This window comes from Pseudomonas sp. M47T1 (assembly GCF_000263855.1).
Classification (GTDB): domain Bacteria; phylum Pseudomonadota; class Gammaproteobacteria; order Pseudomonadales; family Pseudomonadaceae; genus Aquipseudomonas.
The window spans coordinates 1-23,052 of record NZ_AJWX01000026.1 but is presented as its reverse complement, the minus strand read 5'-3'; the positions used below and the strand labels follow the sequence as shown (position 1 = coordinate 23,052).

Sequence of the window (23,052 nt, the reverse complement as noted above, 5' to 3'; positions counted from 1 at the left end):
CGGTTGTGGAACAACCGCGGTACGGGCAGAAATGTAACGACACTGAATCAAAATTGAATTTCTGTCGGGCTTGCCGCTCCTACGTTGTACGAGCGGTGCACGCTGTAGCCCAGATCAGGAAACGATAGTCATGAATTCAGTATCGACGGAACGTAACGAACTCGCCCATCCCTTGGTTGTGGTGGTGGAGGATGAACTGATCATTCGCGAGTTTGTCTGCGAGATTCTCAAGGAAGAAGGCTATGAAACCGTCGAGTTCGAGACGGCCGATGCGGCCGTTCCGTTTCTTGAGCAACGTGCGCCCGAGGTGGGTTTGCTACTCACCGACATCCTGATGCCGGGGCGCATCAACGGCGCCGACTTGTCGAACCTGGTGCATCGCCGTTGGCCGCAGGTGCCTATCCTGATCATGTCCGGCCACGAGACGCCGGAGTCGTCCGGGGTGATGTGCGACGTGGCGTTTCTGCGCAAGCCCTGGACCATCGGCCAGATGCTGCAAGGCGTGGAAGACGCCCTGCAGCAGGCTCACGCCCGCGCGCATTAAGCCGCGGTCAGGGCGGCCAGTTCAGCCGCACTGAGCTTCAACTGCGCGGCCCGACCAAAGCTTTGCGCCTGGGCAACGCTGGTGGCGCTGGCAATGGGTGCGGTCACGCCTTCACGGGCCATCAACCAGGCCAGGGCCACTTCGCCCAGCTGTGCCTGATGGGCCTGGGCCACGGTCTCCAGTTGCTTGAGCATTGCCAGGCCCCGGACGTCCAGGTACTTGTCGATCTTGCCGCCGCGCACGCTTTTGCCCAGGTCGTCCTTGCTGCGGTATTTGCCGGTCAGAAAGCCCGAGGCCAGGCTGTAGTAGGTCACCACCCCGATGTTTTCCTTGAGGCACAGGCTGTGCAAGTCGCCTTCCAAGCTGCTGCGGTCGTAGAGGTTGTACTCCGGTTGCAGCACCTGGTAGCTCGGCAAACCGTGTTTGCGCGCGGTGGCCAGGCTGTTGGCCAGTTGCACGGCGTCGAAATTGGACGCGCCAATGGCGCGGATCTTCCCGGCATCCAGCAGCTTGGCGTAGGCGCCCAGGGTTTCCTGCTCGGGGGTGCCGGCGTCGGGGCGGTGAGAGAAGTACAGGTCGATGCGATCGGTGCCCAGGCGGCGCAATGAGTCTTCCACGGCCTGCACAATCCATTTTTCCTTCAGGCCCTGCTTGTCGTCAGCGCCCATGTTCATGCCCACCTTGGTGAACAGCGCGACCTTGTCACGCACCCCCGGGCGGCCCTTGAACCACTTGCCCAGCAGGCTTTCCGACTCACCGCCGTGGTGGCCCGGGGCCCAGGCCGAGTAGACGTCGGCAGTGTCGATGGCGTTGAAGCCCTGGTCGATGAAGGCGTCGAGAATCGCCAGGCTGGTCTTTTCGTCGGCGGTCCAGCCCAGCACGTTGCCACCAAACACCAGGGGTGCGATCGCGATGCCCGTAGTACCCAACTGTCGCAGTTGCATGTCATTGCTCCCAGCATTGAAATGAACGAAACCCTTGAATCTAAGCACACAATGGCGCGGTGCAGGATGAAAGTCAGGGCATACGGTCGGCGGTGAAGTCGGCCTCGCTGCGCGCCAGCAGGCGGCCCGAGCGGCAGGCCTGCTGGAAGCATTCATAGTCTTTTTCGTTCTGCGCGGCATAGGCCTGGGCATACGCGTACAGGGCATCGGCCATGCGCTCGCCGCTGCCGATGTAGCCGCTGATCAGCGCCGCTTCGCCACTGGCCTTGGCGTGGGCACGGCCCAGCGCCCGGCCGCAGATGCGCGCGTAGGCCACCAGGGTTTCATCGTCAAAGGTTTCCAGCTCCGCCGAGACCTTCATGTCGCGTAACTGGCGCACATAAAAGTGACGGCCGCCGGGGCCGCTGGTCCAGCCCAGGAACAGGTCGCTGGCGGGTTGCATCAGGCGTTGGCCTTCCACCACCCGCTGGCCGTTGTGTTTGTACGGCGAGCGCGGCTTCACGTAATCGGCCAGCACCGAGCGCCGTGCCTCCTTGAACTGCAGGAACAACGGCTGCTGCAACTCATCGGTCAGCAGTGCCACCATGCAGCGAGTGCCGACGCTGCCCACGCCCACCACCTTGAACGCCAGGTCATGCACCTCGAAGCGCGACAGCAGTTCACGGCGGTCGGCCTGCAGGGTCAGGCGGTAGTCGGCCATCAGGCCCTTGTACAAGGGTTGCCAGCGGCGTACGGCCAGCCAGTCGTCGTTGCTGTCCAGCAGTGAGCTGTCCTTGTGCAGGTGGAAGATCTCCGGCAGGTCGTCGCGAATGGTCATGCGGCCCTGGTCGTCGCGGTCGACGATCTTGGGCAGCAGCTCGGCATGGGTGCGGCGCGCGGCTTTTTCCATGGCCTGGCGCACGTGTTCCAGGGTGCGGCTGGTCTGCGCCTGGCCCAGCAGGTCCTTGTAGCTGATTTGCCCGTACCAGGTGTTGAGCGCGCCTTGCTGGGCACACAGGGTGAGGGTGGCCTGGTAGGCATTGACCACTTCGCGGCACACCTGTTCTTCCACGCTGGCACCGTGTCGCAGGTCGCGCGCGGCAATCAGGAAGCTGGCCACCAGGCGCTTGAGGTCCCACTCCCAAGGGCCGGGGTGGGCTTCATCGAAGTCGTTCACGCCGAACACCAGGTTGCGCTCCGGCGTGGCGAACCCGCCGAAATTCATCAGATGGGCATCACCGCACAGCGGCACGGCAAGCCCCATGTCGGGCGTGCCGGCCAGGTCGTGGGCCTGCAACAGCGCGCTGCCACGGTAGAAGGTGAAGGGCGATACCAGCATGCGCCCATAGCGCAGGGCGACCAGCGACTTGACCCGGCCCTTGCTGGACGCCTCTATGAGCGCCAGCGGGTCGCGGTCGACGTTGCCGGGGTGGCTGTGGCTGCCACGGGGGCATTGCTTGCGGGCAGCCTTGCCTTGGGCCTGGCTGTCGGTGAGGGAGGGCATGGGGAACGGCTTCCTTGGCGGGTACCCACAGCAGTGTAGGTGATCGTGTAGCCGCTGGCGCCAGGCTACAAGGCTGCATTCACGGCCGCGACGGGCTCACGCCGGCCACTCGAACCCCGGTATCTCCCGCCCCAGCGCCCGCGCCTGGTCCAGCAGCACCTGCATCATGCGCCGCGCGGCCTCGGGCAGCGGGTCGAAGCGCGAATAGACGAAGCTGATGTCAAAACCGATCTCACTGGCCAGCGGCTTGACGACCAACCCGCTGTCCTGGGCCACGAACTCGTCGATGATGGTCACGCCCATGCCTTGCTTCACCAGCGCCACTGCCTCGGGGGCATTGGTGAAGTCCAGGAAGGAGTTGAGCACCACGCCGCTGCGCTCGATGGCTTCATTGATCAAGCGGCCGAAGGGAATGTCCGGGCGGAACAGCAGCAGCGGCTCGCGGGCCAGGTGCGCCATGTCGATCACCGGCTGGTTTTCCAGGGCGTGCCCCGGGGGCATCACGCACACCATGCGGCCACGCATGAAGGGCCGCGAATGCAGGTGGTCATGCACCACGGGCAGGGCCGAGATCGACAGGTCGACCTTTTTGCCGAGGATCTGCACCGGCATCTCGCTCATCAGCGTGGTGTGCCATTCGATGTGCATGGCCGGCACCTGGCGCTTCAATTCGGCCAGGGCATGGGGCAGCACCACGGTGGACAGCGAGGCGCTGCAGCACACCCGCAGTTGCCGATTGGGGGTGGTGGCCAGCGATTGCGCGCATTCGTTGACCCACAGCGCCGCCTGGTACACGCGCTCCACTTCACGGTACAGCGCCTGGGCCTCGGAAGTGGGCACCAGGCGGTTGTTGACGCGGTCGAACAGGCGCAGCGCCAGGCGGCTTTCCACGTACGCGATCAACTTGCTCACCGCCGGTTGTGACACGTACAGCATCTTCGCCGCGCCGCTGATGGAGCCGGTGAGCATCACCGCGCGGAACACTTCCATGTGGCGCAGCTTGAAGGCCATGTTGTCGGGTGCGGGGGCATCGGCGAGGGGCATGAGGGGTCATTAACCTTTGGTTATGGTTTGCGCCATCTGAGTATGAGCCATGCGCAGGGGTTTTTTGTAGTCTGGCGGCATTCATAACAACAAGGGTGACCGGCCATGGCCAGGACTATCCAATGGGGCGTGCTCGGCGCCGCCAATATCGCCACCCAACGCACCATGCCCGCCATGCTGCTGGCCCCCAGCGCCCGCCTGGTGGCGCTGGCCAGCCGCGATGCAGGCAAAGGTCGCCAGGTGGCCGAACGCTTCGACATCCCGCACCTGCACACCACTTACGACGCCTTGCTGGCCGACCCGGCGGTGGACGCGGTGTATGTGCCGCTGCCCAACCAGTTGCACTTCGAGTGGGCCATCAAGGCCCTGGAAGCGGGCAAGCACGTGCTGTGTGAAAAGCCCTTGTGCCTGACGGCCGCCCAGGTTGAACAACTGTGCGAGGTGCGCGACCGCACCGGCCTGCACATCGAGGAAGGCCTGGCCTTCCGCAACCACCCGCAATGGGCGGCGCTGGAGCAGGCCCGTGTGCAAGGCACCCTGGGCGCTGTGCGCGCCGCGCACATCACCCTGGCCAAGCAATTCCTGGACCCGGCCGACATTCGCAACGACCCCAAGGCCGGTGGCGGCGCGCTCTATGACCTGGGCGTGTACGCCATCAGCGCCTGCAACCTGGTGTTCAAGCGCTCGCCCAAGCGGGTGATCGCCGCGCTGGAATATGACCCGGTATTGGGCATCGATCGCCTGTCCAGCGCCTTGCTCGACTACGGTGATTGCCACGCGGCCCTGACCGTGGCCACCCAGGCCGGGCCAGACGGCTGGGGCACCCACCAGCGGCTGGCGCTGCTGGGCGCTACTGGCTGGGTCAATTTCGATTTTCCGTGCGCACACGCGCGGCCCCACGAATGCCACCTGCAGGTGGGCGACCACCTCAGCGTCGGCGCTTTCCCCAGCGACGTGTTGACGTTTGAGCCGGTCAACCACTATGAGCTGCAGGTAGAGCGCTTCTCGCGCAAGCTGCTGGGCGATGACGTGCCCAGCTGGCCCATCGAAGACGCCCTGGCGACCCTGCGTACCCTTGAAGCGCTGTTTGCCTCGCAGCGCAGCGGCGGCTGGGAGGCCGTGCAATGAGCATCTACGACGAACCCAAGATCGACTGCCACAATCACCTGTTCGACCCGGCCAACTTCCCTTATTTGGCCAACACCCTCTACCGCCCGGCCGGCCAGGAAGTCGGCACGCTCAACCAGTTCAACCGCGTGCTGGACGCCTACGGTGTGCAGCATGCACTGCTGGTACAACCCACCAGCGGCTACCGCGCCGACAACCGCTTGTTGCTGTCGGCCCTGGCCAGTGGCGAGGGGCGCTACAAAGGCATCGTGGTGGTGGACCACGACGTCAGCCTGAACGCTTTGGCGGCCTACAAGGACAAGGGTGTGGTGGGCGTGGCCTTCAACCCGGCCACCGAAGGCCTGACCGTGATGGCCGGCGCCGAGGCGTTGCTGCCCAAGCTGGCGGAACTGGGCCTGTTCGCGCAGATCCAGACCGTGGGCGACCAGTTGGTTCAATTGCTGGAGCTGATCGACCAGAGCGACGTGCGCCTGTTGATTGACCACTGCGGCCGCCCCGACATTGCCCATGGCCTATACCAGCCCGGCTTCCAAGCCCTGTTGCGGCTGGCCGAGCGCGGGCGGGCGACGGTGAAGATTTCCGGCATGCAGAAGTTCGCACCCATGGACTCGGTGTTCGAGGACACCCTGGCCTACGTGCAGGCGCTGCTCGACGCCTTTGGCCCGGACGCCTGCGTGTGGGGTTCGGACTGGCCGTTCCTGCGCATGCAGCAACGCGTCGACTATGGCCCGCTGCTGAAGCTGGCCGAGCAGTTCATGCCCGACGCCGAGGTGCGGCGACGGGTGATGTGGGACACACCGCGGCGCCTGTTCGGGTTCTGCTGAAACACGTGATGCAAGGATGCCTGTGCACTAACAATAACAAGAGGTATACCTCATGACAGCCAAACTCGATATTCGCGCTTGCGCCGCCCCGTCGGTACAGGTGCGCAGCCGCACCCGCTTCATGATTTTGGGCCTGATCGCCGGTGGCACCCTGATCAACTACCTGGACCGCAGCGTCATGGGCATTGCTGCGCCCAGCATCAGCGCTGACCTGGGCTTGAACGCGGCCATGATGGGCCTGATTTTCTCGGCGTTTTCCTGGACCTACGCCGCCGCGCAGATTCCCGGCGGCATCCTCCTGGATCGCCTGGGCACCAAGCTCACCTATTGGCTGGCGCTGACCCTGTGGTCGCTGTTCACCGGCTTGCAGGGGCTGGCCACCGGCTTTGCCTCGCTGCTGGGCATCCGCCTGCTGATCGGCGCCACCGAGGCGCCGTGCTTCCCGGCCAACAGCCGGGTGGTCGCCATCTGGTTCCCGCAGAGCGAGCGGGCGCGGGCCACCAGCATCTATACCCTGGCCGAGTACTGCGGCCTGGCGTTTCTCACGCCGCTGCTGTTTTGGGTGCTGCATGCCTACGGCTGGCGTTTTCTGCTGATGTCGGTGGGCGCGGTGGGGGTGTTGTACGGGCTGGTGTGGTGGCGCAAATTTCACGAGCCTCACGAGTCGACCCAGACCAATCAGGCTGAACTGGACTACATCGCCCAGGGTGGCGGCGTGGTGGACGGCAGCCAGAAGGCCACGCGCTTTGCCTGGTCGCAGATTCCAGCCCTGCTCAAGCAGCGCAACATGCTCGGTATCTGCCTGGGCCAGTTTGCCTGTAACTCCACCAACGTGTTCTTCCTCACCTGGTTCCCTACCTACCTGGTGACCGAGCGCCACATGCCCTGGCTCAAAGTGGGCTGGGTGGCGGTGCTGCCGTTCATTGCCGCGTCGGCCGGCACCCTGTTCGGCGGCTGGCTGTCAGACGCCATGCTGCGCCGTGGCATCTCCCTGAACGTAGCCCGCAAGCTGCCGGTGATCACCGGCCTGCTGACGGCCTCGGTGATTGTGCTGGCCAACTACGTGAACTCCGACGCGCTGGTGATAGCCATTCTGTGCGTGGCCTATTTCGCCCAAGGCATGTCGTCGCTGGCCTGGATGATTGTCTCTGACATCGCGCCAAAAGGCCTGATCGGCCTGAGTGGCGGCCTGTTCAACCTGTTCGCCAATGCCGCCGGCATCGTCATCCCGCTGGTGATCGGCATCATCGTTACCCTGACCGGCTCGTTTGTATGGGCCCTGGGCTTTATCTCGCTGGTGACGCTGTTCGGCGCCGCCAGCTACCTGTTCATCGTGCAAGACCTCAAGCGTCTGCCTGATATCGCGAACCCTTGAAAAGGAGCATTTACATGAGTCAACACCTGGAAGGCCAGACGGCCATTATCACCGGCGGCATGCGCGGCATCGGCCTGGGCATTGCCAAGCGCCTGCGTCAGGCGGGTGCCAACATCGTGATCTGGGACCTCAACGTCGACAACTGGGACAGCGGCGCCAACGGCTTCACGCCAGCCTTGCGCCAGCCGGTGAACGTCGCGTCGCTGGAGTCGGTGGAGGCTGCGTTCGCGCAGGTGGTCGAGCAACTGGGCCGCGTGGACATTCTGGTCAACAACGCCGGCATCAACGGCCCGGTGGTGGAGTCGTGGAACTACCCGGTGGAGGCCTGGGACCAGGTGCTGGCCATCGACCTGACCGGCGTGTTCTATTGCTGCCGCACCGCCATCGTGCACATGCGTGAACGCAAGTACGGACGCATCGTCAACGTGGCGTCCATGGCCGGCAAGGACGGCGTACAGTACATCTCTGCCTACTCGGCCGCCAAGGCGGGCGTGATTGCCTTCACCAAGTCCGCCGCCAAGGAGCTGGCCCAGGACGGCGTGCTGCTGAACTGCATCGCCCCGGCCATGGTGGAAACCGGCCTGATGGCCGAAATGACCCCAGAGCACATCGCCGCCAGCAAGGCCAAGATTCCCATGGGCCGGTTCCTGCAGATCGAGGAAATCGCCAACATGGTGACCTGGATAGCCGGCCCCGAGTGCAGCTTCACCACCGGCTTTGTGTTCGACCTCAGCGGCGGCAGGGCCACCTATTGAAAGCCCTTGGCGTGGCGCATCTGACCGCGCTGCAACTGGCCCCCGCCGACCTGGTTCGTCAGGCGGCGGGGGCTGGCTTTTCAGCAGTGGGCTTGCGCTTGCATCCGGCCATGGCGGGCGGCCTGTGTTACCCGTTGGACGCTGCGGCGCGGCAGGCGCTCAAGGCCGTGCTGAACAGTGAAGGCGTGCGCGTCAGCGATATCGAGTTCGTCGAACTGACGCCCCAGGTCGACCTTCTTGCCCTGGTGCCATTGTTGGAAGCCGGGGCAGACCTGGGCGCCAGCAGCCTGACGGTGTCGGGTGATGATGGGGAGTTTTCGCGGCTGACCGATCACTACGCGCACCTGTGCGAACTGGCGGCCGATTTTGGTGTGAGGGTGGATTTGGAATTCATGCGCTGGCGCGAAGTGGGCAACCTGCAACAGGCGCGGCAGATCGTTGAAGGGGCGGGTCAGGCCAATGGCGGTATTCTGCTGGACGCGCTGCACCTGTTCCGCAGTGGCGGCAAGGTAGCTATGGTGAGGGAGGTGAACCCACGCTGGTTGCGCGCGGTGCAGCTGTGCGACGCGCCGTTGCAGGCACCGCCGCCGCAGCACATCATCCAGGAAGCCCGCGAAGGCCGCTTGCCGCCGGGGCGTGGGCAGTTGCCGCTGGCCGAGTTGCTGGCAGCGTTGCCGAAGGACGTGCAGGTGAGTGTCGAGATGCCGTATGGGGCGCTGGGCAGTGTGGAGCGGTTGGCGTTGGCCTGCCAAACTACCCATGCACTCGTCGCACCATAAGCACATTGCTACTCATGTGGGAGCGGGCAGAGCCCGCTCCCACGGCTAATGAATGTTCAATGGGCGTGTTACAGCGCCGCATCGCTCCACTCGCCGTTGACCAGGCGCTTGAGGCCCAGCGGGTTACTGTTGCGCAGGGCTTCAGGCAGCAAGGCTTCGGGATAGTTCTGGTAACACACCGGGCGCAGGAAACGGTCGATGGCCAAAGTACCCACCGAAGTGCCGCGCGAGTCGGAGGTGGCCGGGTAGGGGCCACCGTGCACCATGGCTTCGCACACTTCCACGCCGGTTGGGTAGCCGTTCACCAGGATGCGGCCGACTTTCTGTTCCAGCAACGGCACCAGCCACTGGTAGGCAACCAGGTCCGACTGCTCACCGATCAGGGTGGCGGTCAGTTGCCCGCGAAGGCCGTGCAGCGCTGCTTTCAACTGAGCATCGTCAGCCGCTTCGATGACAATGGTGGCCGGGCCGAACACTTCTTCCTGCAGCAGCTCATCACCTTCCAGCAACAGCGCCACATCAGCTTTGAACAGCTGTGGACGGGCCTGGTTGCCCGACTGCGGCTCACCGGCCAGGTGGCTGACGCCAGGGTGAGCCAGCAGGTGCTCAAGGCCCTGGGCGTAGCTGCGCAGGCCGCCGGCGTTGAGCATGGTTTGCGGCGCCTGGGCGGCCATCTGCTCTTGCAGTTGCGCCTGGAAAGCGGTGAAGGCAGGCGAGCGTACGCCAATCACCAGGCCAGGGTTGGTGCAGAACTGGCCACAACCCATCACCACCGAAGCGGCCAATTCCTTGGCCACGGTGTCGCCACGGCTGGCCAGGGCTTCTGGCAGCAACACCACCGGGTTGATGCTCGACATTTCGGCAAACACCGGGATCGGTTGCGCACGCTCGGCGGCCATTTTGCACAGGGCGTTGCCGCCGCTCAGCGAGCCGGTGAAGCCCACGGCCTGGATGGCCGGGTGCTTGACCAGCCACTCGCCCACGCCACCGCCGAAGATCATGTTGAACACGCCCTTGGGCATGGCGGTTTTTTCCGCCGCACGAATGATCGCGCAGCCCACTTGGTCGGCGGTGGCCATGTGGCCGCTGTGGGCCTTGAACACCACCGGGCAGCCGGCGGCCAGGGCCGCGGCAGTGTCACCACCGGCGGTGGAGAAGGCCAGCGGGAAGTTGCTGGCGCCGAACACGGCCACAGCGCCCACGCCCACGCGGTATTGACGCAGGTCTACGCGTGGCAGCGGCTTGCGCTCGGGCAGGGCCAGGTCAATGCGCGCGCCGAGGAAGTCGCCACGGCGCAGCACTTTGGCGAACAGGCGCATCTGGCCGCTGGTGCGGCCACGTTCGCCCTGAATGCGCGCGGCAGGCAGCGCGGTCTCGCGGCACACAATGGCGACGAAGTCATCGCCCAAGGCGTCGATTTCGTCAGCAATGGCGTCGAGGAACTCGGCACGGCGGGCCGGGCTCAGGTGGCGGAATTCGCCAAAAGCGGTTTCGGCGGCGCGGCAGGCGGCGTCGACTTCGGCTTCGGTAGCCTGGGTGAATTCGAACGGCAGCGCCTCGCCGGTGGTGGCGTCCAGGCTCTGCAGGCGCTTGCTGCCCTGGGCACTGCGGGCGCCGGCGATGAAGTTGTGGCCGAGAAGGGTGGACATCGTGATCTCCTGGTTCTTCAGATTGTTCTGAGAAAGCACTAATGGCTTGATGTTGACGGACATCGTACAACTAGGTGGAGGGTTGTGCAATCGCCACTCGACCGGGCCATTAGCCAGTGTGTAGGACAATATTTTGCCGCGGGGCTACAGAAACGTTCGCGAGGTACGATAACCAAGCAACATTGCGCCAACGCTACCCCACTGCTGCCTCGGGACATTCACATGCTAATAAGAAACATCGGCGTCGCCCCTCGTGCCTTGACCGGCTTCTCCCTGATTGCCGCCCTGGTGGCGCTGCTGGGTTTCTTTGCCTTGGCGCAGATGGCAGATATCCGCCAGGGCCAGGTGGCTACCGAGAATGACTGGGTGCCCAGCCTGCGGGCGGTTAGCGACATTCGCGAGATCATGCTGCGCATCCGTACCATTTCCCTGCGCATGGCGCTGGACACCGACCCTGCCAGTATTACCAGCTACCGCAGCCAGATGGACACGCGCCTGAATGATTTGCAAGGCAAGCTGCAAGCCTTTCGCCCGCGGGTGAACACGCCCAAGGAGCAGGAAATATTCCAGCGCTTCGAACAGTCGCTCAAGGGCTACAACGATGCCTTGCAGCGCTCCTTCGTGCTGGCCGGGCAGGCTGACAAGGGCGCGTTGCTCAAGCTGCTGCTGGTGGAAATGAAGCCGCTGGTGGACGACTCCGGCAGCCAGCTCAATGAATTGGCCGATTACTACGGCGCCGGCATCGGCACCGAAACCCAGCGCTCGGCCGAGCAATACAGCCGCTCGCGCACCGTCATCCTGGTGTTCATCGGCCTGGCTGCGTTGGCCACCATCGTGCTTGCCCTGGTGTTGACCCGCAGCATCGTCACGCCGCTGATGGCCGCGCTGGGCGCTGCCGAGCGCATTGCCGGCGGCGACCTCAGCCAGCCGATCAAGGCCGATGGCAGCGACGAAGCCGGGCGTCTGCTGACTGCCCTGGCGGCCATGCAGCAGCAACTGCGCCAGACCCTGAGCGAAATCTCCACCAGTTCCAAGGCTTTGTCCTCGTCGTTGTTGGCCCTGCGCCAGGCGTCGGAGGCGGGCAGCGACGGCATGCACCGGCAAAGCGAAGAGGTGAACATGGCCGCCACTGCCGTCACTGAGCTCAGCGCGGCGGTGGATGAGGTGGCCAGCCACGCGGTGTCCACCTCCGATTCCACCCGCGACTGCAACGAAGTGGCGCGTCAGGGCCAGGGCAAGGTGGCCGACACCCGCGCCAGCATCGAGCAGTTGCGCGCCGACCTGCACGCCACGGCCGCCCAGGTCAGCGCACTGGCCGAACGCTCCCAGGCCATTGGCTCAGTGCTGGACGTGATTGGTGCCATTGCCGGGCAGACCAACCTGCTGGCCCTGAACGCGGCCATCGAGGCAGCGCGCGCGGGCGAGTCCGGGCGTGGCTTCGCGGTGGTGGCGGACGAAGTACGGGCACTGGCCCACCGCACCCAGCAATCCACCCTGGAAATCGAAACCATGGTGCAGGGCATGCGCAGCGGTTCCGACCTGGCGCTGCAAGCCATGCACACCAGCGCCCAGCGCGCCGACGCCACCCTGGGCATTGCCGACGGCGCGGCCCAGGCGCTGCAGGGCATTACCCAGGCCATGGAGCAGATCATGGAGCGCAACCTGGTGATCGCCAGCGCCACCGAAGAACAGGCCCAGGTGGCCCGCGAAGTGGACAGCAACCTGCTCAACATCCGCGACTTCGCCAGCCGCGCCGCCGACGGCGCGCAACAGTCCCGCGAAGCCACCCGCGACCTGGCACAACTGGCGGGCAACCTCGATAACCTGGTGTCGCGGTTCAGATTCTGAACCGCTAGCAGTGGCCGCCCATTGCCTGGCATACCGCGTCGCAAGACACAGCCTGTCGGCAGCTACGGGTTGACGAGGTTCTGCGGCCGGTCGCCGCGCAGTGCGGCCAGCAGGTTGTCTACCGCGCAGCGGGCCATGGCTTCGCGGGTTTCGTGGGTGGCGGAGCCGATGTGCGGGGTGGCCACCACGTTGTCGAGCGTGAGCAGCGGCGATGTCGGTTCCAACGGCTCGCGCTCGAACACGTCGAGGCCGGCGGCGCGGATCTGGCCGGTTTGCAGGGCGTGGATCAATGCCTTTTCATCGACGACCTTGCCGCGCGAAATGTTGATGAAAATGCTGTCGGGCCCCATCAATTCCAGCTCTCGGGCGCCAATCAGGCCGGTGGTTTCGGCGGTCAATGGCAAGGTCAGGCAGATGAAATCGGCTTCCTGCAGAAACTCGTCCAGCCCGCAGTGGCGGGCGCCGAAGCGCTGGTCCACGGCGGGCTTGGGCGAGTGGCTGTGGTAGATCACCGGCATGCCAAAGCCGAAGTGCCCACGCTGTGCCAGGGCTTCACCAATACGGCCCATGCCGATGATGCCCAGGGTTTTGCCATGCACATCCGTGCCGAAGTGCGTGGGCCCGACGCTGGCGGTCCAGTGCCCGTCGCGCACCAGGTTGGCCAGCTCCACCACGCGCCTGGCCGTGGCCAGTATCAGCGCAAAGCCGGTGTCGGCGGTGGTCTCGGTGAGCACGTCAGGGGTGTTGGTCAGTTGCACGCCGCGGCGAGTGAGGTCGGCGATGTCGTAGTTGTCCACCCCCACCGAGACGCTGGACACCGCCTCAAGGTGCGGCGCCAGGTCCAGCAGCGCGGCGTCCAGTTTCAGGCTGGCGCCCAGCAGGCCATGGGCCTGGGGCAGGGCTTCGCGCAGGCGCGCCAGGCCGTCGCTGGCCGGGTCTTCGATGTAGGTGACATCCACCTGGTCGCCCAGGCGGGCCAGCAAGGCAGGAGACAGTTTCTTGTACAGCACCACGTGCTTTTTCATCACAGGTTCTCAAGGTCAGGAATGGTGGGCGGTGAGGGGGCGAGCGTCGGCCTTGGGCCGCACTGTGTCGCAGCCGCCAGGGGCCAGCAGAATCGTCAGCACGGCGGACAGCACCAGTGCGCCGCTCATCAACAGGTAGGAAGCGCCGGGGTTGCCGGTGGTGCTGTTGAGGTAGCCCACCCAGTACGAGCCGGCGAATGAGCCCAGTGCGCCCATGCTGTTGATCAGCGCCATGGCGCCACCGGCCACGTTGGCTGGCAGTACCTCGGGCACGATGGCGAAGAACGGCCCGTACGGCGCGTACATGCATGCACCGGCCAGCACCAGCAAGCCGTAGGACCACCAGAAATGCTCGGTGCCCAGGGCATACGAGCCATAGAACGCCAGCGCCGCCAGCAGTAACGGCGGCCACACAAAGCGTTTGCGCCGCTGAATACGGTCCGATCCCCAACTGACGGCCAGCATGGCGATCACCGCGGCCAGGTAAGGCAGTGCCGACAGCCAGCCGGCCTCGACCATGTCCATTTCCTGGCCCTGCTTGAGGATGGACGGCAGCCACAGCACAAAGCCGTACACGCCGATGCTCCAGCAGAAAAACTGTATCGACAGGATGATGACCTTGGGCGAACGGAACGCCTCGGCGTAGTTCTTCACCGGCTTGATGCCTTCCTGCTCGGCGGCCAGGGTGGCTTGCAAAGCCTTTTTCTGCTGGTCGCTCAGCCAGCCAGCATCCGCCGGCTTTTCATCAGCCAGGCGCCACCAGATAAACGCCCAGACAATCGCCGGAATCCCTTCGACAATGAACATCCAGCGCCAGCTGAAATGCTGCACCAGGTACCCCGACACCACCGACATCCACAGCATGGTCACCGGGTTGCCCAGGATCAGGAAGGTGTTGGCGCGCGAGCGCTCGGCGCGGGTGAACCAGTAGCACAGGTACACCAGCATGGCCGGCATCACCACGGCCTCCACCACGCCCAGCATGAAGCGGATACCAATGAGCCAATAGGCGTTCGCCACCACGCCGGTCAGGCTGGCCAGGGCGCCCCAGGCGATCAGGCTGGCGAAGATCAGTTTCTTCACGCTGCGCTTTTCCGCGTAGAGGGCACCTGGCACCTGGAAGAAGAAATAGCCCAGGAAAAACAGCGCCCCCAGCAACGAGGACAGGCCGGGTGTCATGGCCAGGTCCTTGGCCATGCCGGAAGCGGCGGCGAAGCCGTAGTTGGCGCGGTCCAGGTAGGCCAGGCTGTAGGTGATGAAAACAATGGGCATGACCACCCACCAGCGGCGGGTCGCCAGTTTCGGCGTGTTCATGGGCGTGCTCCTGAGCATTTTGTTGTTGTCGCAACAGGTGGGTTCACGGGGTTCAGGCGCGGCGCAGGGCCGCGGCGTCCAACAGTTGATCGCGGCTGGGCAGGCCCTCCATGTCACCCTGGCTTTGCACGGCGCGGCTGCCGATCCAGTTACCGCGGTCGACTGCCTGTTCGATGGTCTGGCCTTCCAGCAGCGCACTGATCACGCCCACCGCAAAGCCGTCACCGGCGCCCACGGTGTCCACCACCTTGTCCACCTTATGGGCGGCCACATAGCCTTCGCCCAAGGCGGTGCGGTAGTAGGCCCCTTCGGCGCCCAACTTGATGGCCACAGCTTCCGCGCCGTGGTCCAGGTAAAAGGCGGCAATGTCGGGCGCGGTGTCATAACCGGTCAGCAAACGACCCTCGGCCAGGCCCGGCAGCACCCAGTCGGCGTGGCTGGCCAGGGCGTTGACCTCGCTGATCATGCGCGTCTGGCTGGGCCACAGCGATGGGCGCAAATTGGGGTCGAATGATACGCTACGCCCGGCTCCGCGCATGGTTTGCATCAGGTGGCTGGACAGCTCCTGGGCACTGGCCGACAGCGCCGGCGGGATACCGGTGGCGTGCAGGTGGCGGGCACTGAGCAGGTCATCGTTCAGGTCGTCGACGCTCAAGTGGCTGGCGGCCGAACCGCGACGGAAATACTCCACCACCGGGTCGGCGCCGTCGTCCTCGCGGGACTTGAACTGAAAACCGGTGGGGTGTGCGCTGTCCACCGTCACGTGGCGGCAGTCCAGGCCTTCGCGCTTGAGGGTGTCGACCACAAAGCGCCCCAGCGAGTCATTGCCCACCCGGCTCAGCCAGGCCACCTTGAAGCCCAGCCGCGACAGGCCGATGGCGACGTTGCTGTCGGCACCGGCAATGCGCTTGTGGAAGTGGCTGACGGCGGCCAGGTCACCGGTTTGTTCGGCCACCAGCATGGCCATGGTTTCACCAAAACACAGGACATCAGCCATGGGCGACACTCTCCGAATGCGGTTGGCCCAAGCGGGCGAGGGTGGCCACATGGCCACGGGTCACTTGCAATAGATCATCGCCTTGCAGCGGAAATTCCGCAGCGCGCATCACCCCGGGTGTCATGCGTCGCAGCAATTGCTCCCACACCTCCAGGTCACGGGCATGGGGCGGTATGGCCACCAGCTTGCCACAGCTGGTGCGCTCCACGGCCTTGCAGTGCACGTACTCCACGTACTGGGCCAGTTGCACGGCGGCGCTAAACACCGACTGTTCCTGCCACTGCCAATTGCCGATGTCAAAGGTCATGCCCAACGGCACGCTGTGTTCGCGGGCGCGGGCAAAGAAACGCGCCAGGGGGTCGATGCGCCCGCCCTGGGTGGTTTGGTCGTTTTCCACCAGCAGGCGCACCGGCTGGTTGGCCAGCAGTTGCTTGAGGGCAGCAAAGTCGTTGTGCGGGGCAAAAAAACCGAGGGATACTTTCAGCCACTTCGAGCCGCAGGCTGCGGCATTGGCCAGCGCGGCCACCAGCGCCGGGTCTGGCTCGGCACGGCCTTCCTGCCACAGCTCCATGGGGCAGGAATACACGCTGTGCAGGCCCTGGGCCTCGGCAGCCTGGCGCAATTGTTCGGCGTCCAGGGTGGTGAACAGCTCTTCGCGCCATTCAATGATGTGGGCGCCGGCCTGGGCCAGCAGGGCAGCGAAGGGCGCCTGGCCTTGCTCGCGAATCAGGGTGGCGCCATAACTGGACAGGCTGATGGACACGGGGTAGAGATTCATTGTTATTGGCCTCTGAAACCGGTTTCAAATTAAGCTAAGCAGAAGACCCCGAAACGGGGTGCGGGGTTCAGTTTTTCACCAGGGTGCGGGCGAGCCGGGATGGTTGGGGCAAGGCGCGGGTGGGGAGGAGAGCGGTCATGGGCCTGATTTCCTTTTTGGAATTGTTTTGCCAGGCGGCGTTGAGTGTGGCTGAAATCGGTTTCAGCCATGGAGATAGGAAACACCTTGGTGGGGGTGGGAGTCAAGGGGGCGTACGCCACAACGGGGCCGGGGCGCGCGGAGCCAAGCCGCTGCCGTCAGGCTGCGCTGGCCTTTAAGCCCGCTACAGATTTAGAGGGGCTTGCGATCCAGCGCAGCCTGGCGGCAGCGACTACAGGTGTAGGAAATACCCTAGGAATTTTCACTAAAAATCTGCAATAATCTCCCTACAGCGCTAAAAAATAACGAAATGTTTCTAAAGTCGTGGTTGTGCGAGAGCGCTTGCACTGGCGTTTTTCCGGGGTTAGTCTGCGGCCGCCGCTGCGAAATCAGCGGTCGGGTTTAGCAGTCCGAGATTCGTCAGACGCATAGCGTTGTCATCGCGAGTGTGGGTATCTGTGCCTCCACTAGCGTTTATGGCGGCTGTGCGTGGGGCACCTTCGGGTGCGCCGGGTACCTGACGGTCCGGTCTGCTAACCCGCGTACAACCGCCACCTCCTCGTTTAGCAGCGGGGCTTGGCGGTTTCAATTAACCGTCAGGAGTAATGCTCCATGGTTAAGCTGACCCCCGATCCACCCGATTTTCCCCTGCCTGAAACCTCATCACCCATCCGCCTCGACGCCCAGTGCAGGAGCACCCCCGTCATGGCCGAATATGTTACCGCCCACCATCCTTTCGGCCCGTGTGAAGGCGACATGCCGATCCTGGCCGTGCGCAATGGCATGCCGTTGGAGGAGGCACTGACTCAAGCCTGCGCCTACCTGAAAAGCACCAGCGCCGGCGCTGCCGAACTGGTGGGGAATTGCCCGCCACAGTGGCGTGCCATGGCGCGAAATGTGGAGCACCTGAGCGAGATTGCGCGGGCGTTGGTGGAGGCGTCGTTGGCGGGGTTGCCTGTTACGGATTGAAGCCCGACTGCTATAGCAGCGTCCGTCAAGCCGCGCCTTTGACGCTGCGGTCAATCAGGTATACCGCGGCAAGCCGGACGCAGCCTTCGGTAGCGGCGGGGCGGTGTCGCCTGCATCGCGAGCAAGCTTTGCTCCCACAGTGGCAAGGCCCACATCGTTGGTTGCATTGGCATTGTGGGAGTGGGCTCTGCCCGCGAAGAACGCACTGCGGTATTTCAGATACGTCGCGGTGTACTTTTCGCGGGCAGAACCCGCTCCCACAGATTGCTCAACACCATAGAATCTCCCACAGCGTAGGACCCCAGATCGGTGTTTGCATTCACACTGCGGGAGCTGGCGAGCCTGCTCCCACAAGCAGTCGCTGCTATGCGGGCACGTTCGCTTCCCGAGCTTCGCCCGGTCCCACGTGCGGCCGTCAGTCAGTTGTGTTTGGGGGGCGTTGAGCCGCGCACGATCAGCTCGGCGGCAAAATCAAACCGCTGCGCCGCCCCCGCATCCCCGCGCAAGCGCTCCAGCAAACACTCGAACGCCCGCACGCCAATGGCGTGGGTAGGCTGTGCCAGCGCGGTGATGCCGCTGCCCACCAGCGGGTACCAGTCAAGGTCATCCAGGGCAATCAGCCCCACGTCATCGAACAGGTTGCAGCCCAGCCCGCGCAACGCCTGGGTAGCCGCCAGCGCCGCCAGGCCGTTGGCGCAGAACAGCGCCTTGGGGCCTGGGCCGGGCGCGGCCAGGAACTCGCGCAGGCGGGTTTCAAGTTCGGCGCCGGTTTGCAGCATGCAGCCACTCAGCTCACGGTCCTGGGCCACCAGCGCATCGAAGGCGCTGATGCGCTCGTTGCGCGAGCTGGTACCGTCCTGGGGTTCGCTGACCAGTGCCAGGTCGCGATAGCCGCGCGCCTTCAAATGCACCAGGCCCATGCGCATGGCGCCCGCGTTGTCCAGCCCGGCGATGTCGCTGTGAAAGTCTTCCAGCTTGCGGTCCACCAGCACCATGGGGCGTTCGCTTTGCAGTTCGCGCAGCGCGTCCATGTGCTTGCCCAGGGTGTTCACGATCAACCCTTCGATGTTGTACGAGCGCAGGGCGTCGAGTTGCTGCAGTTCCTGTTCGCCGTCGCGGTCGGTGTTGCACACCACCAGGCTGTAGCCATGACGGCGGCAGGCGGTTTCCACGCCGTGCATCACGGCAATGGAATAGGGGTTGCGGATATCGGCCATGAGCATGCCGATCAGCCGTGTGCGCCCGCGTTTCAGGCCGCGGGCCATCTGGTTGGGCCGGTAGCCCAGCTCGCTGATGGCTTTTTCGATGCGCAGGGCGATGGCGTCCGAGAGCAGGGCTTTGTCGTCACCGATGAAGCGCGACACGCTGGCTTTCGACACGCCGGCACGGCGGGCGACGTCGAGCATGGTGACGCGGTGACGGGGCGGGGCGGTGGGGCTGCTCACGGGGCCTGTGGTCCTTGTTGGAGTTGTAGTCGTCATACGGAGGCGGGGTTGGCTGAAAGCGGTTTCAGTGTGGGTAGGAGACACTGGCGGAGTAGGGGGCGTCAAGTTTGGCGTTTTTCGTAGTGGGTATGAAATGAGGCGCAGGGCTGGTCTGCCATCCCTAAATCTACGGTCACCTGATTTTTTATAGGAGCCATGCCTGTATAAAAGTTGCGGGTGCGCGTGAGTGTAACTGTTGGATGTCGTTTGCCGCGCTTAAGCTCTACGAAAGAAATTTTTCATGCGGACGTTATTTTTTGTACCTGTCACTTCTACCAGTTACCGATTTGATCGGTATTGGTTACAGTGGAGTCGCCGAATTGATTGGGTTCAATGCCGGTAAACTATTGTTTAATTAAACTGTGGGTGGTGTCATCATGAAATCGCACTCTGGAAAAGAAGAGAATTTTGATTCCCTTAATCCTGGCCCTGTAGAAAACGTTACAACCGAGAGTTTTGTGTTGCGTGGCCAGGGCGTAAGTTTGGAGGTGGTAGCTGCGCCCGCGGAGTTTTCCAGCATGTCTGGCAACGTACTCAAAGCAACAGTCCCCCCTGTTGTTGAGCCTGCGCTGCAGTACGCCTTCCTTTTTGAATTCACGGGTAGGTCCGCTGTCCAGAAAATCACCCTGGACTTCGGTGCGAAAAGTCGTATTAAAACATTTGCCTATTGGCAATTTGAGGAAGGAGGATTTGGCCAAAAGGATATAGGTAATGGTCGGCATACGTTCCCTGTCGACGATGACAGTGGTCGTGATTTGAAATTGCTGTTATTGCAAGTTTACACTGCGGCGGGTGAGCAGGCGTTCCTCGATAATATTACGTGGTAAGGCCAGGTAGTGGTTGGCAGTAAATGACTGTCGCCGCACCGCCACTCGACAGGTTGTCGAGCCTGGCGATGTCGGCGGCCAGGGGCTGTCTGAAAAATATGGCCCAGGCCAATAACCCAGGTGTTGCCATTGACCACCTTCGGTTTTTCGTACAGAACTTAAGCCGGCCCCTCTTTCCCCTCTCACGCACAGCCGGGCCGCCTGAAAACGGCGGCCCTACCTGCCCATCAAGTATTTTTAATCCCCATGCCGAACGCCGTGTTACCACCAAAGCCTAAATCCACCAGTTTCTGAGTATGGCCGGTCTGAGACTCTATCGCCCAGCGCAGCCCTACGCCGGCGACGTCGGTTGTCCAGAACACTCCGTTATTCTGTGGCACACCGTTGTAAGTCGCCAGGTAACTTCTGAATTCGGCCAGCGACATCAACCTAGCGCCTGCCTGAGTGGTGTAGCTCTCAACATATTTGTACGTTTGATAACCCGAGGTGAAGATCACCCGATAGACGTTGGACGTGGTAACGGCATAAGACACTGTCTGGCCGATGGCGTCCTGCGCGGTTATCCTCGTGCTGCCATTACCCACTGAATAGACCTGCCCGGTCTGGGCATTGACCTGGGCGATGTTGACGTTGGCAGAGCTGTAGGTGTAAGGCGGCTTGCCGCCGGTTGCCGTGCGAGTGGCAGAACTGTTGGCGGGGGGCGCCGTGGGTATGCGCGTGTCACGTAGCACGCGCCCTGACAGCGTCATGGTGGTGGTGTCGATCTGCAGCAGCGCCACAACGTTGATGGCCCACACGGCAGACTCCAACCTGTCGCCGAATGCATCCCTGGCCTTGAAAGTGTGCGCCCCCACTATCAGTCCCGTCACTTGCGCCGTCCATTGCCCCTGAGCATTGACGACGGTGGTGCCTACCACCGTTACCCCATCGATAATGTCCAGCGGCTGGCCGGGCGTGCCTGTGCCTGCCAAGGTGACGGCAGTGCTGGAGGTATAGCCATTGTGTACAACGGGGCCGGTGGCCGAGGTCACTGCCGTGATGGTTGGCCGTGCCTCGACCAGCGTATGCACGGTATACGCGTGTTGTGCAAAGGTAACCGTGTTCTCTGAATCGGTGCCAAACGCGACACGCATCACCAGGGTCAACGTACTGCCGTCCAGCAGTGCCTGCAACTCAGCCAGTGGCACAGGTTCGGTGACCGCACCACTGACCAGGGCATTGGTAGCCAAGGTGATGACCGTGCTCGAACCGTTAGCCAGCGTGCCCAGGGCCTGAAACCAATAGTGTTGCCCAGGCATCAGCCATACCCAGGCGTCGACCTTCGCTGTGGCGTCACTGGGCAGCCTGGTAACATCAAGTGCGCCGCCAGTTGCCTCGACAATGTACGGTATGGGTAACGCCGACTCCGGAATATCCAGGAACGGCAGGTACAACTCGGCCCATGTGGCTATTACTTCACCATTTCGCCAGACCACGTATTCGAACATCACCTGCTTGCCCAGGCTTGCGACAATCAGCTCACGCCTGAGGGCGGCGCTGGCAAGCCCGGCCGAGACCGTGGCAAATTCAGCGTCAGGCTCGCGTCCGGGAATAACCAGTACCACCGCCACTGTGTCGCCAGGCAGGAGCCGGTCATCGTTGATGAGCACGGTGACACCGTTCTCTTCAGCGACCGTTCCAGGCCTCACCGGGTGGAACTCGGCGATGGCAGTGCCCGTGGCATCGTGGACAATCGGCGCAGGCCAAGGGTGTTCAGTGACCTCGCCAATGTGCAGCACCAGCGAGCCAGAGGTACCCAGGTCGGTGCTACCACTGCGGGCCGTGTACCACACCTCTACGTCCCCCAGGGCATTGCCGGTAATGAACGGCGACGTGTCAATTGTGACGTCCAGGTTGCCCGATGCGGGGAACACGAACTCATGGCTATAGCTGGCATCGGCCCGACCATGCCAATACAGATTGATGATGTCGCCCGGCGACAGCGGCGCGCGAGCCTGGATGATCACGCTGACGCTATCACCTACCAGGTTGGGGTCTACCTGCCCATCAGCGAACTCCGGATAGGTTTGCGGCACTGGCAAGGTGCTGGTTTGCCCCACAACATTCAACTCAAGCTCGGGCGAGGGATATTCCTGCCCGCCAGCCGCCACTTTGTAACTGACCTTCAATGACCCGCCGGCCAACGCCGCAGCCAGGTTTTTGTCGACCTGGAAGCTGATATCGCGCCCCACCTGCGATTGCGATTGAATGTCCCGTTCGAAGGTTTCATACACATTGCCGCCGCTGGCGCTGGTGCCGTCCCACACCAGCGTCACGCGTTGCCCCACCGCCATGAAGGCATACGCCGGAACGATCACTTCCTGGGTGCTGCCAGGGATCAGGTCGGGGTTGTAGTCCGGTGGTGTCACGTTGGTGAGGTGCGGCAACGCCAGGGTGACGGGTTGGCCAATGAGGCTGACCGAAGCACGTGAGGAGCGGCGGCCATTGACGTCGTAATACACCGAGGCTGTGCTGCCCACCAAGGCGGCGGCCTGACCGTTGGGCACGTACAGGGTCAGGCGGGTGGCGGCCTGGGCAATCACAAACGGCTGGGTGTAATGCACCTGGGAGCCCAGCACCGGCTGGCCCACCCAGGTCAGCACGCCTTGCTCGCCCACGGCAAGGTTATCGCGCACGGGCACCCAGATGGCTACATCGCCGCCGTTTAGGTCGTCGACGTCCAACACGTCATAATCATCGGCATCCCTTACTGAGGGTGTCAGCAAGCCGCCGGGGGCCTCGACATCGGTGTGAGTGGAAAGGCTGAACAACGACCAGTTTTTCACCACATCGCGAATGTCGTAATTCACCACCAGGGCAAGCCCCGGGTTGGCACGAATGATGTCGGCGCTCACCACTATGCTCAGCGGTAAGGTTGGCGTGCTGGCCTCGGCGGCGGTGACGGTATGGGTCACGGAAATGCCGGTCCAATACAGCGTGATGACATCCCCCGCGTGGAGGTTTTCATAGCGCGGAATGCCGAGCGTCAGGTCCACGGCACTCGCCGCATCGATGACGGCGGGAATGCCGGTGGGTGGCAACAGGTCTTCATTGATGTAGGGCGTGGAAGGGTCCGGGTCGGGGTTGCCTGGCACGCTCACCTTGATC

18 protein-coding genes and 2 pseudogenes are annotated in these 23,052 nt (G+C 63.5%); 10 read left to right on the top strand and 10 right to left on the bottom strand.

Features of this window, described 5'->3' with window-relative positions; genetic code table 11:
- The first annotated feature begins 130 nt into the window (after window positions 1-130).
- Complete coding sequence (locus PMM47T1_RS22450; protein ID WP_008373354.1) at window positions 131-544, top strand: response regulator; 414 nt, start codon at window positions 131-133, stop codon at window positions 542-544.
- Here PMM47T1_RS22450 and PMM47T1_RS22445 read toward each other — a convergent pair.
- From PMM47T1_RS22445 to PMM47T1_RS22435, 3 genes are all read right to left on the bottom strand, one after another.
- Window positions 541-1,488, bottom strand: a complete 948-nt coding sequence (locus tag PMM47T1_RS22445) for an aldo/keto reductase (protein ID WP_008373352.1) — start codon at window positions 1,486-1,488, stop codon at window positions 541-543. The genes PMM47T1_RS22450 and PMM47T1_RS22445 overlap by 4 nt on opposite strands.
- A gap of 73 nt (window positions 1,489-1,561) precedes the next feature.
- Complete coding sequence (locus tag PMM47T1_RS22440; RefSeq protein WP_008373350.1) at window positions 1,562-2,971, bottom strand: DUF2252 domain-containing protein; 1,410 nt, start codon at window positions 2,969-2,971, stop codon at window positions 1,562-1,564.
- 96 nt (window positions 2,972-3,067) lie between these two features.
- Window positions 3,068-4,015, bottom strand: a complete 948-nt coding sequence (locus PMM47T1_RS22435; RefSeq protein WP_008373348.1) for a LysR family transcriptional regulator — start codon at window positions 4,013-4,015, stop codon at window positions 3,068-3,070.
- A gap of 105 nt (window positions 4,016-4,120) precedes the next feature.
- Here PMM47T1_RS22435 and PMM47T1_RS22430 point away from each other — a divergent pair, with 105 nt between their 5' ends.
- The 5 genes from PMM47T1_RS22430 to PMM47T1_RS22410 are packed head-to-tail and all read left to right on the top strand — an operon-like array spanning window position 4,121 to window position 8,876.
- Window positions 4,121-5,143, top strand: coding sequence for a Gfo/Idh/MocA family protein (locus PMM47T1_RS22430; RefSeq protein WP_008373346.1), 1,023 nt, complete (start codon window positions 4,121-4,123; stop codon window positions 5,141-5,143).
- Complete coding sequence (locus PMM47T1_RS22425; protein ID WP_008373343.1) at window positions 5,140-5,967, top strand: amidohydrolase family protein; 828 nt, start codon at window positions 5,140-5,142, stop codon at window positions 5,965-5,967. The genes PMM47T1_RS22430 and PMM47T1_RS22425 overlap by 4 nt, the downstream gene beginning before the upstream one ends.
- Window positions 5,968-6,019: 52 nt before the next feature.
- The gene (locus PMM47T1_RS22420) at window positions 6,020-7,342 is read left to right on the top strand and encodes an MFS transporter (protein WP_008373341.1); all 1,323 of its coding nucleotides are present in this window, start codon (window positions 6,020-6,022) and stop codon (window positions 7,340-7,342) included.
- A gap of 14 nt (window positions 7,343-7,356) precedes the next feature.
- On the top strand, window positions 7,357-8,097 hold the full coding sequence (locus PMM47T1_RS22415) for an SDR family NAD(P)-dependent oxidoreductase (RefSeq protein ID WP_008373339.1): 741 nt from the start codon (window positions 7,357-7,359) through the stop codon (window positions 8,095-8,097).
- The gene (locus PMM47T1_RS22410; RefSeq protein ID WP_008373336.1) at window positions 8,094-8,876 is read left to right on the top strand and encodes a sugar phosphate isomerase/epimerase family protein; all 783 of its coding nucleotides are present in this window, start codon (window positions 8,094-8,096) and stop codon (window positions 8,874-8,876) included. The genes PMM47T1_RS22415 and PMM47T1_RS22410 overlap by 4 nt, the downstream gene beginning before the upstream one ends.
- Window positions 8,877-8,944: 68 nt before the next feature.
- Here PMM47T1_RS22410 and PMM47T1_RS22405 read toward each other — a convergent pair whose 3' ends face one another.
- Complete coding sequence (locus PMM47T1_RS22405; RefSeq protein ID WP_008373333.1) at window positions 8,945-10,525, bottom strand: aldehyde dehydrogenase (NADP(+)); 1,581 nt, start codon at window positions 10,523-10,525, stop codon at window positions 8,945-8,947.
- A gap of 222 nt (window positions 10,526-10,747) precedes the next feature.
- Between PMM47T1_RS22405 and PMM47T1_RS30980 the strand changes: the two are divergent.
- Window positions 10,748-11,518: pseudogene (locus PMM47T1_RS30980) on the top strand (MCP four helix bundle domain-containing protein); the annotation flags it as partial.
- Window positions 11,510-12,373, top strand: coding sequence for a methyl-accepting chemotaxis protein (locus tag PMM47T1_RS30975; RefSeq protein WP_443216105.1), 864 nt, complete (start codon window positions 11,510-11,512; stop codon window positions 12,371-12,373). The pseudogene PMM47T1_RS30980 and the gene PMM47T1_RS30975, both read left to right, overlap by 9 nt.
- A 62-nt stretch (window positions 12,374-12,435) precedes the next feature.
- On the opposite strand, the gene PMM47T1_RS22395 is transcribed toward PMM47T1_RS30975, so the two are convergent.
- From PMM47T1_RS22395 to PMM47T1_RS22380, 4 genes are read right to left on the bottom strand one after another with little or no spacing between them, the layout of a single operon-like run.
- Complete coding sequence (locus PMM47T1_RS22395; protein ID WP_008373329.1) at window positions 12,436-13,398, bottom strand: 2-hydroxyacid dehydrogenase; 963 nt, start codon at window positions 13,396-13,398, stop codon at window positions 12,436-12,438.
- Between the two features lie 15 nt (window positions 13,399-13,413).
- Window positions 13,414-14,712 (bottom strand): MFS transporter, encoded by a 1,299-nt coding sequence (locus PMM47T1_RS22390; protein ID WP_008373327.1) that lies wholly within the window; start codon window positions 14,710-14,712, stop codon window positions 13,414-13,416.
- Between the two features lie 52 nt (window positions 14,713-14,764).
- Window positions 14,765-15,709: a sugar kinase gene (locus PMM47T1_RS22385; RefSeq protein ID WP_008373325.1), complete on the bottom strand. Its 945-nt coding sequence runs from the start codon at window positions 15,707-15,709 to the stop codon at window positions 14,765-14,767.
- The gene (locus PMM47T1_RS22380; protein ID WP_043301411.1) at window positions 15,702-16,487 is read right to left on the bottom strand and encodes a sugar phosphate isomerase/epimerase family protein; all 786 of its coding nucleotides are present in this window, start codon (window positions 16,485-16,487) and stop codon (window positions 15,702-15,704) included. Before PMM47T1_RS22380 ends, PMM47T1_RS22385 begins: the two co-directional genes overlap by 8 nt.
- An 843-nt stretch (window positions 16,488-17,330) precedes the next feature.
- On the opposite strand from PMM47T1_RS22380, the gene PMM47T1_RS22375 reads away from it, so the two are divergent.
- Window positions 17,331-17,594 carry a hypothetical protein gene (locus PMM47T1_RS22375; protein ID WP_008373321.1) on the top strand — a complete coding sequence of 88 codons (264 nt, stop codon included), beginning with the start codon at window positions 17,331-17,333 and terminating at the stop codon, window positions 17,592-17,594.
- A gap of 419 nt (window positions 17,595-18,013) precedes the next feature.
- On the opposite strand, the gene PMM47T1_RS22370 is transcribed toward PMM47T1_RS22375, so the two are convergent.
- Window positions 18,014-19,075, bottom strand: coding sequence for a LacI family DNA-binding transcriptional regulator (locus PMM47T1_RS22370; RefSeq protein ID WP_202947836.1), 1,062 nt, complete (start codon window positions 19,073-19,075; stop codon window positions 18,014-18,016).
- Window positions 19,076-19,455: 380 nt separating this feature from the next.
- On the opposite strand from PMM47T1_RS22370, the gene PMM47T1_RS22365 reads away from it, so the two are divergent.
- Window positions 19,456-19,905: a hypothetical protein gene (locus PMM47T1_RS22365; RefSeq protein WP_157213068.1), complete on the top strand. Its 450-nt coding sequence runs from the start codon at window positions 19,456-19,458 to the stop codon at window positions 19,903-19,905.
- A gap of 227 nt (window positions 19,906-20,132) precedes the next feature.
- Here PMM47T1_RS22365 and PMM47T1_RS22360 read toward each other — a convergent pair.
- Window positions 20,133-23,052, bottom strand: a pseudogene (locus tag PMM47T1_RS22360) (hypothetical protein); the annotation flags it as partial.

What these genes read in the sequence shown, in the direction of transcription:
- PMM47T1_RS22420 (WP_008373341.1), top strand. Translation starts at nt 6,020, where the DNA reads ATGACAGCCAAACTCGATATTCGCGCTTGCGCCGCCCCGTCGGTACAG.
- PMM47T1_RS22365 (WP_157213068.1), top strand. Translation starts at nt 19,456, where the DNA reads ATGAAATCGCACTCTGGAAAAGAAGAGAATTTTGATTCCCTTAATCCT.
- PMM47T1_RS30975 (WP_443216105.1), top strand. Translation starts at nt 11,510, where the DNA reads ATGCAGCAGCAACTGCGCCAGACCCTGAGCGAAATCTCCACCAGTTCC.
- PMM47T1_RS22435 (WP_008373348.1), bottom strand. Translation starts at nt 4,015, where the DNA reads ATGCCCCTCGCCGATGCCCCCGCACCCGACAACATGGCCTTCAAGCTG.
- PMM47T1_RS22450 (WP_008373354.1), top strand. Translation starts at nt 131, where the DNA reads ATGAATTCAGTATCGACGGAACGTAACGAACTCGCCCATCCCTTGGTT.
- PMM47T1_RS22375 (WP_008373321.1), top strand. Translation starts at nt 17,331, where the DNA reads ATGGCCGAATATGTTACCGCCCACCATCCTTTCGGCCCGTGTGAAGGC.
- PMM47T1_RS22425 (WP_008373343.1), top strand. Translation starts at nt 5,140, where the DNA reads ATGAGCATCTACGACGAACCCAAGATCGACTGCCACAATCACCTGTTC.
- PMM47T1_RS22430 (WP_008373346.1), top strand. Translation starts at nt 4,121, where the DNA reads ATGGCCAGGACTATCCAATGGGGCGTGCTCGGCGCCGCCAATATCGCC.
- PMM47T1_RS22370 (WP_202947836.1), bottom strand. Translation starts at nt 19,075, where the DNA reads ATGACGACTACAACTCCAACAAGGACCACAGGCCCCGTGAGCAGCCCC.
- PMM47T1_RS22415 (WP_008373339.1), top strand. Translation starts at nt 7,357, where the DNA reads ATGAGTCAACACCTGGAAGGCCAGACGGCCATTATCACCGGCGGCATG.
- PMM47T1_RS22445 (WP_008373352.1), bottom strand. Translation starts at nt 1,488, where the DNA reads ATGCAACTGCGACAGTTGGGTACTACGGGCATCGCGATCGCACCCCTG.
- PMM47T1_RS22440 (WP_008373350.1), bottom strand. Translation starts at nt 2,971, where the DNA reads ATGCCCTCCCTCACCGACAGCCAGGCCCAAGGCAAGGCTGCCCGCAAG.
- PMM47T1_RS22385 (WP_008373325.1), bottom strand. Translation starts at nt 15,709, where the DNA reads ATGGCTGATGTCCTGTGTTTTGGTGAAACCATGGCCATGCTGGTGGCC.
- PMM47T1_RS22390 (WP_008373327.1), bottom strand. Translation starts at nt 14,712, where the DNA reads ATGAACACGCCGAAACTGGCGACCCGCCGCTGGTGGGTGGTCATGCCC.
- PMM47T1_RS22395 (WP_008373329.1), bottom strand. Translation starts at nt 13,398, where the DNA reads ATGAAAAAGCACGTGGTGCTGTACAAGAAACTGTCTCCTGCCTTGCTG.
- PMM47T1_RS22405 (WP_008373333.1), bottom strand. Translation starts at nt 10,525, where the DNA reads ATGTCCACCCTTCTCGGCCACAACTTCATCGCCGGCGCCCGCAGTGCC.
- PMM47T1_RS22380 (WP_043301411.1), bottom strand. Translation starts at nt 16,487, where the DNA reads ATGAATCTCTACCCCGTGTCCATCAGCCTGTCCAGTTATGGCGCCACC.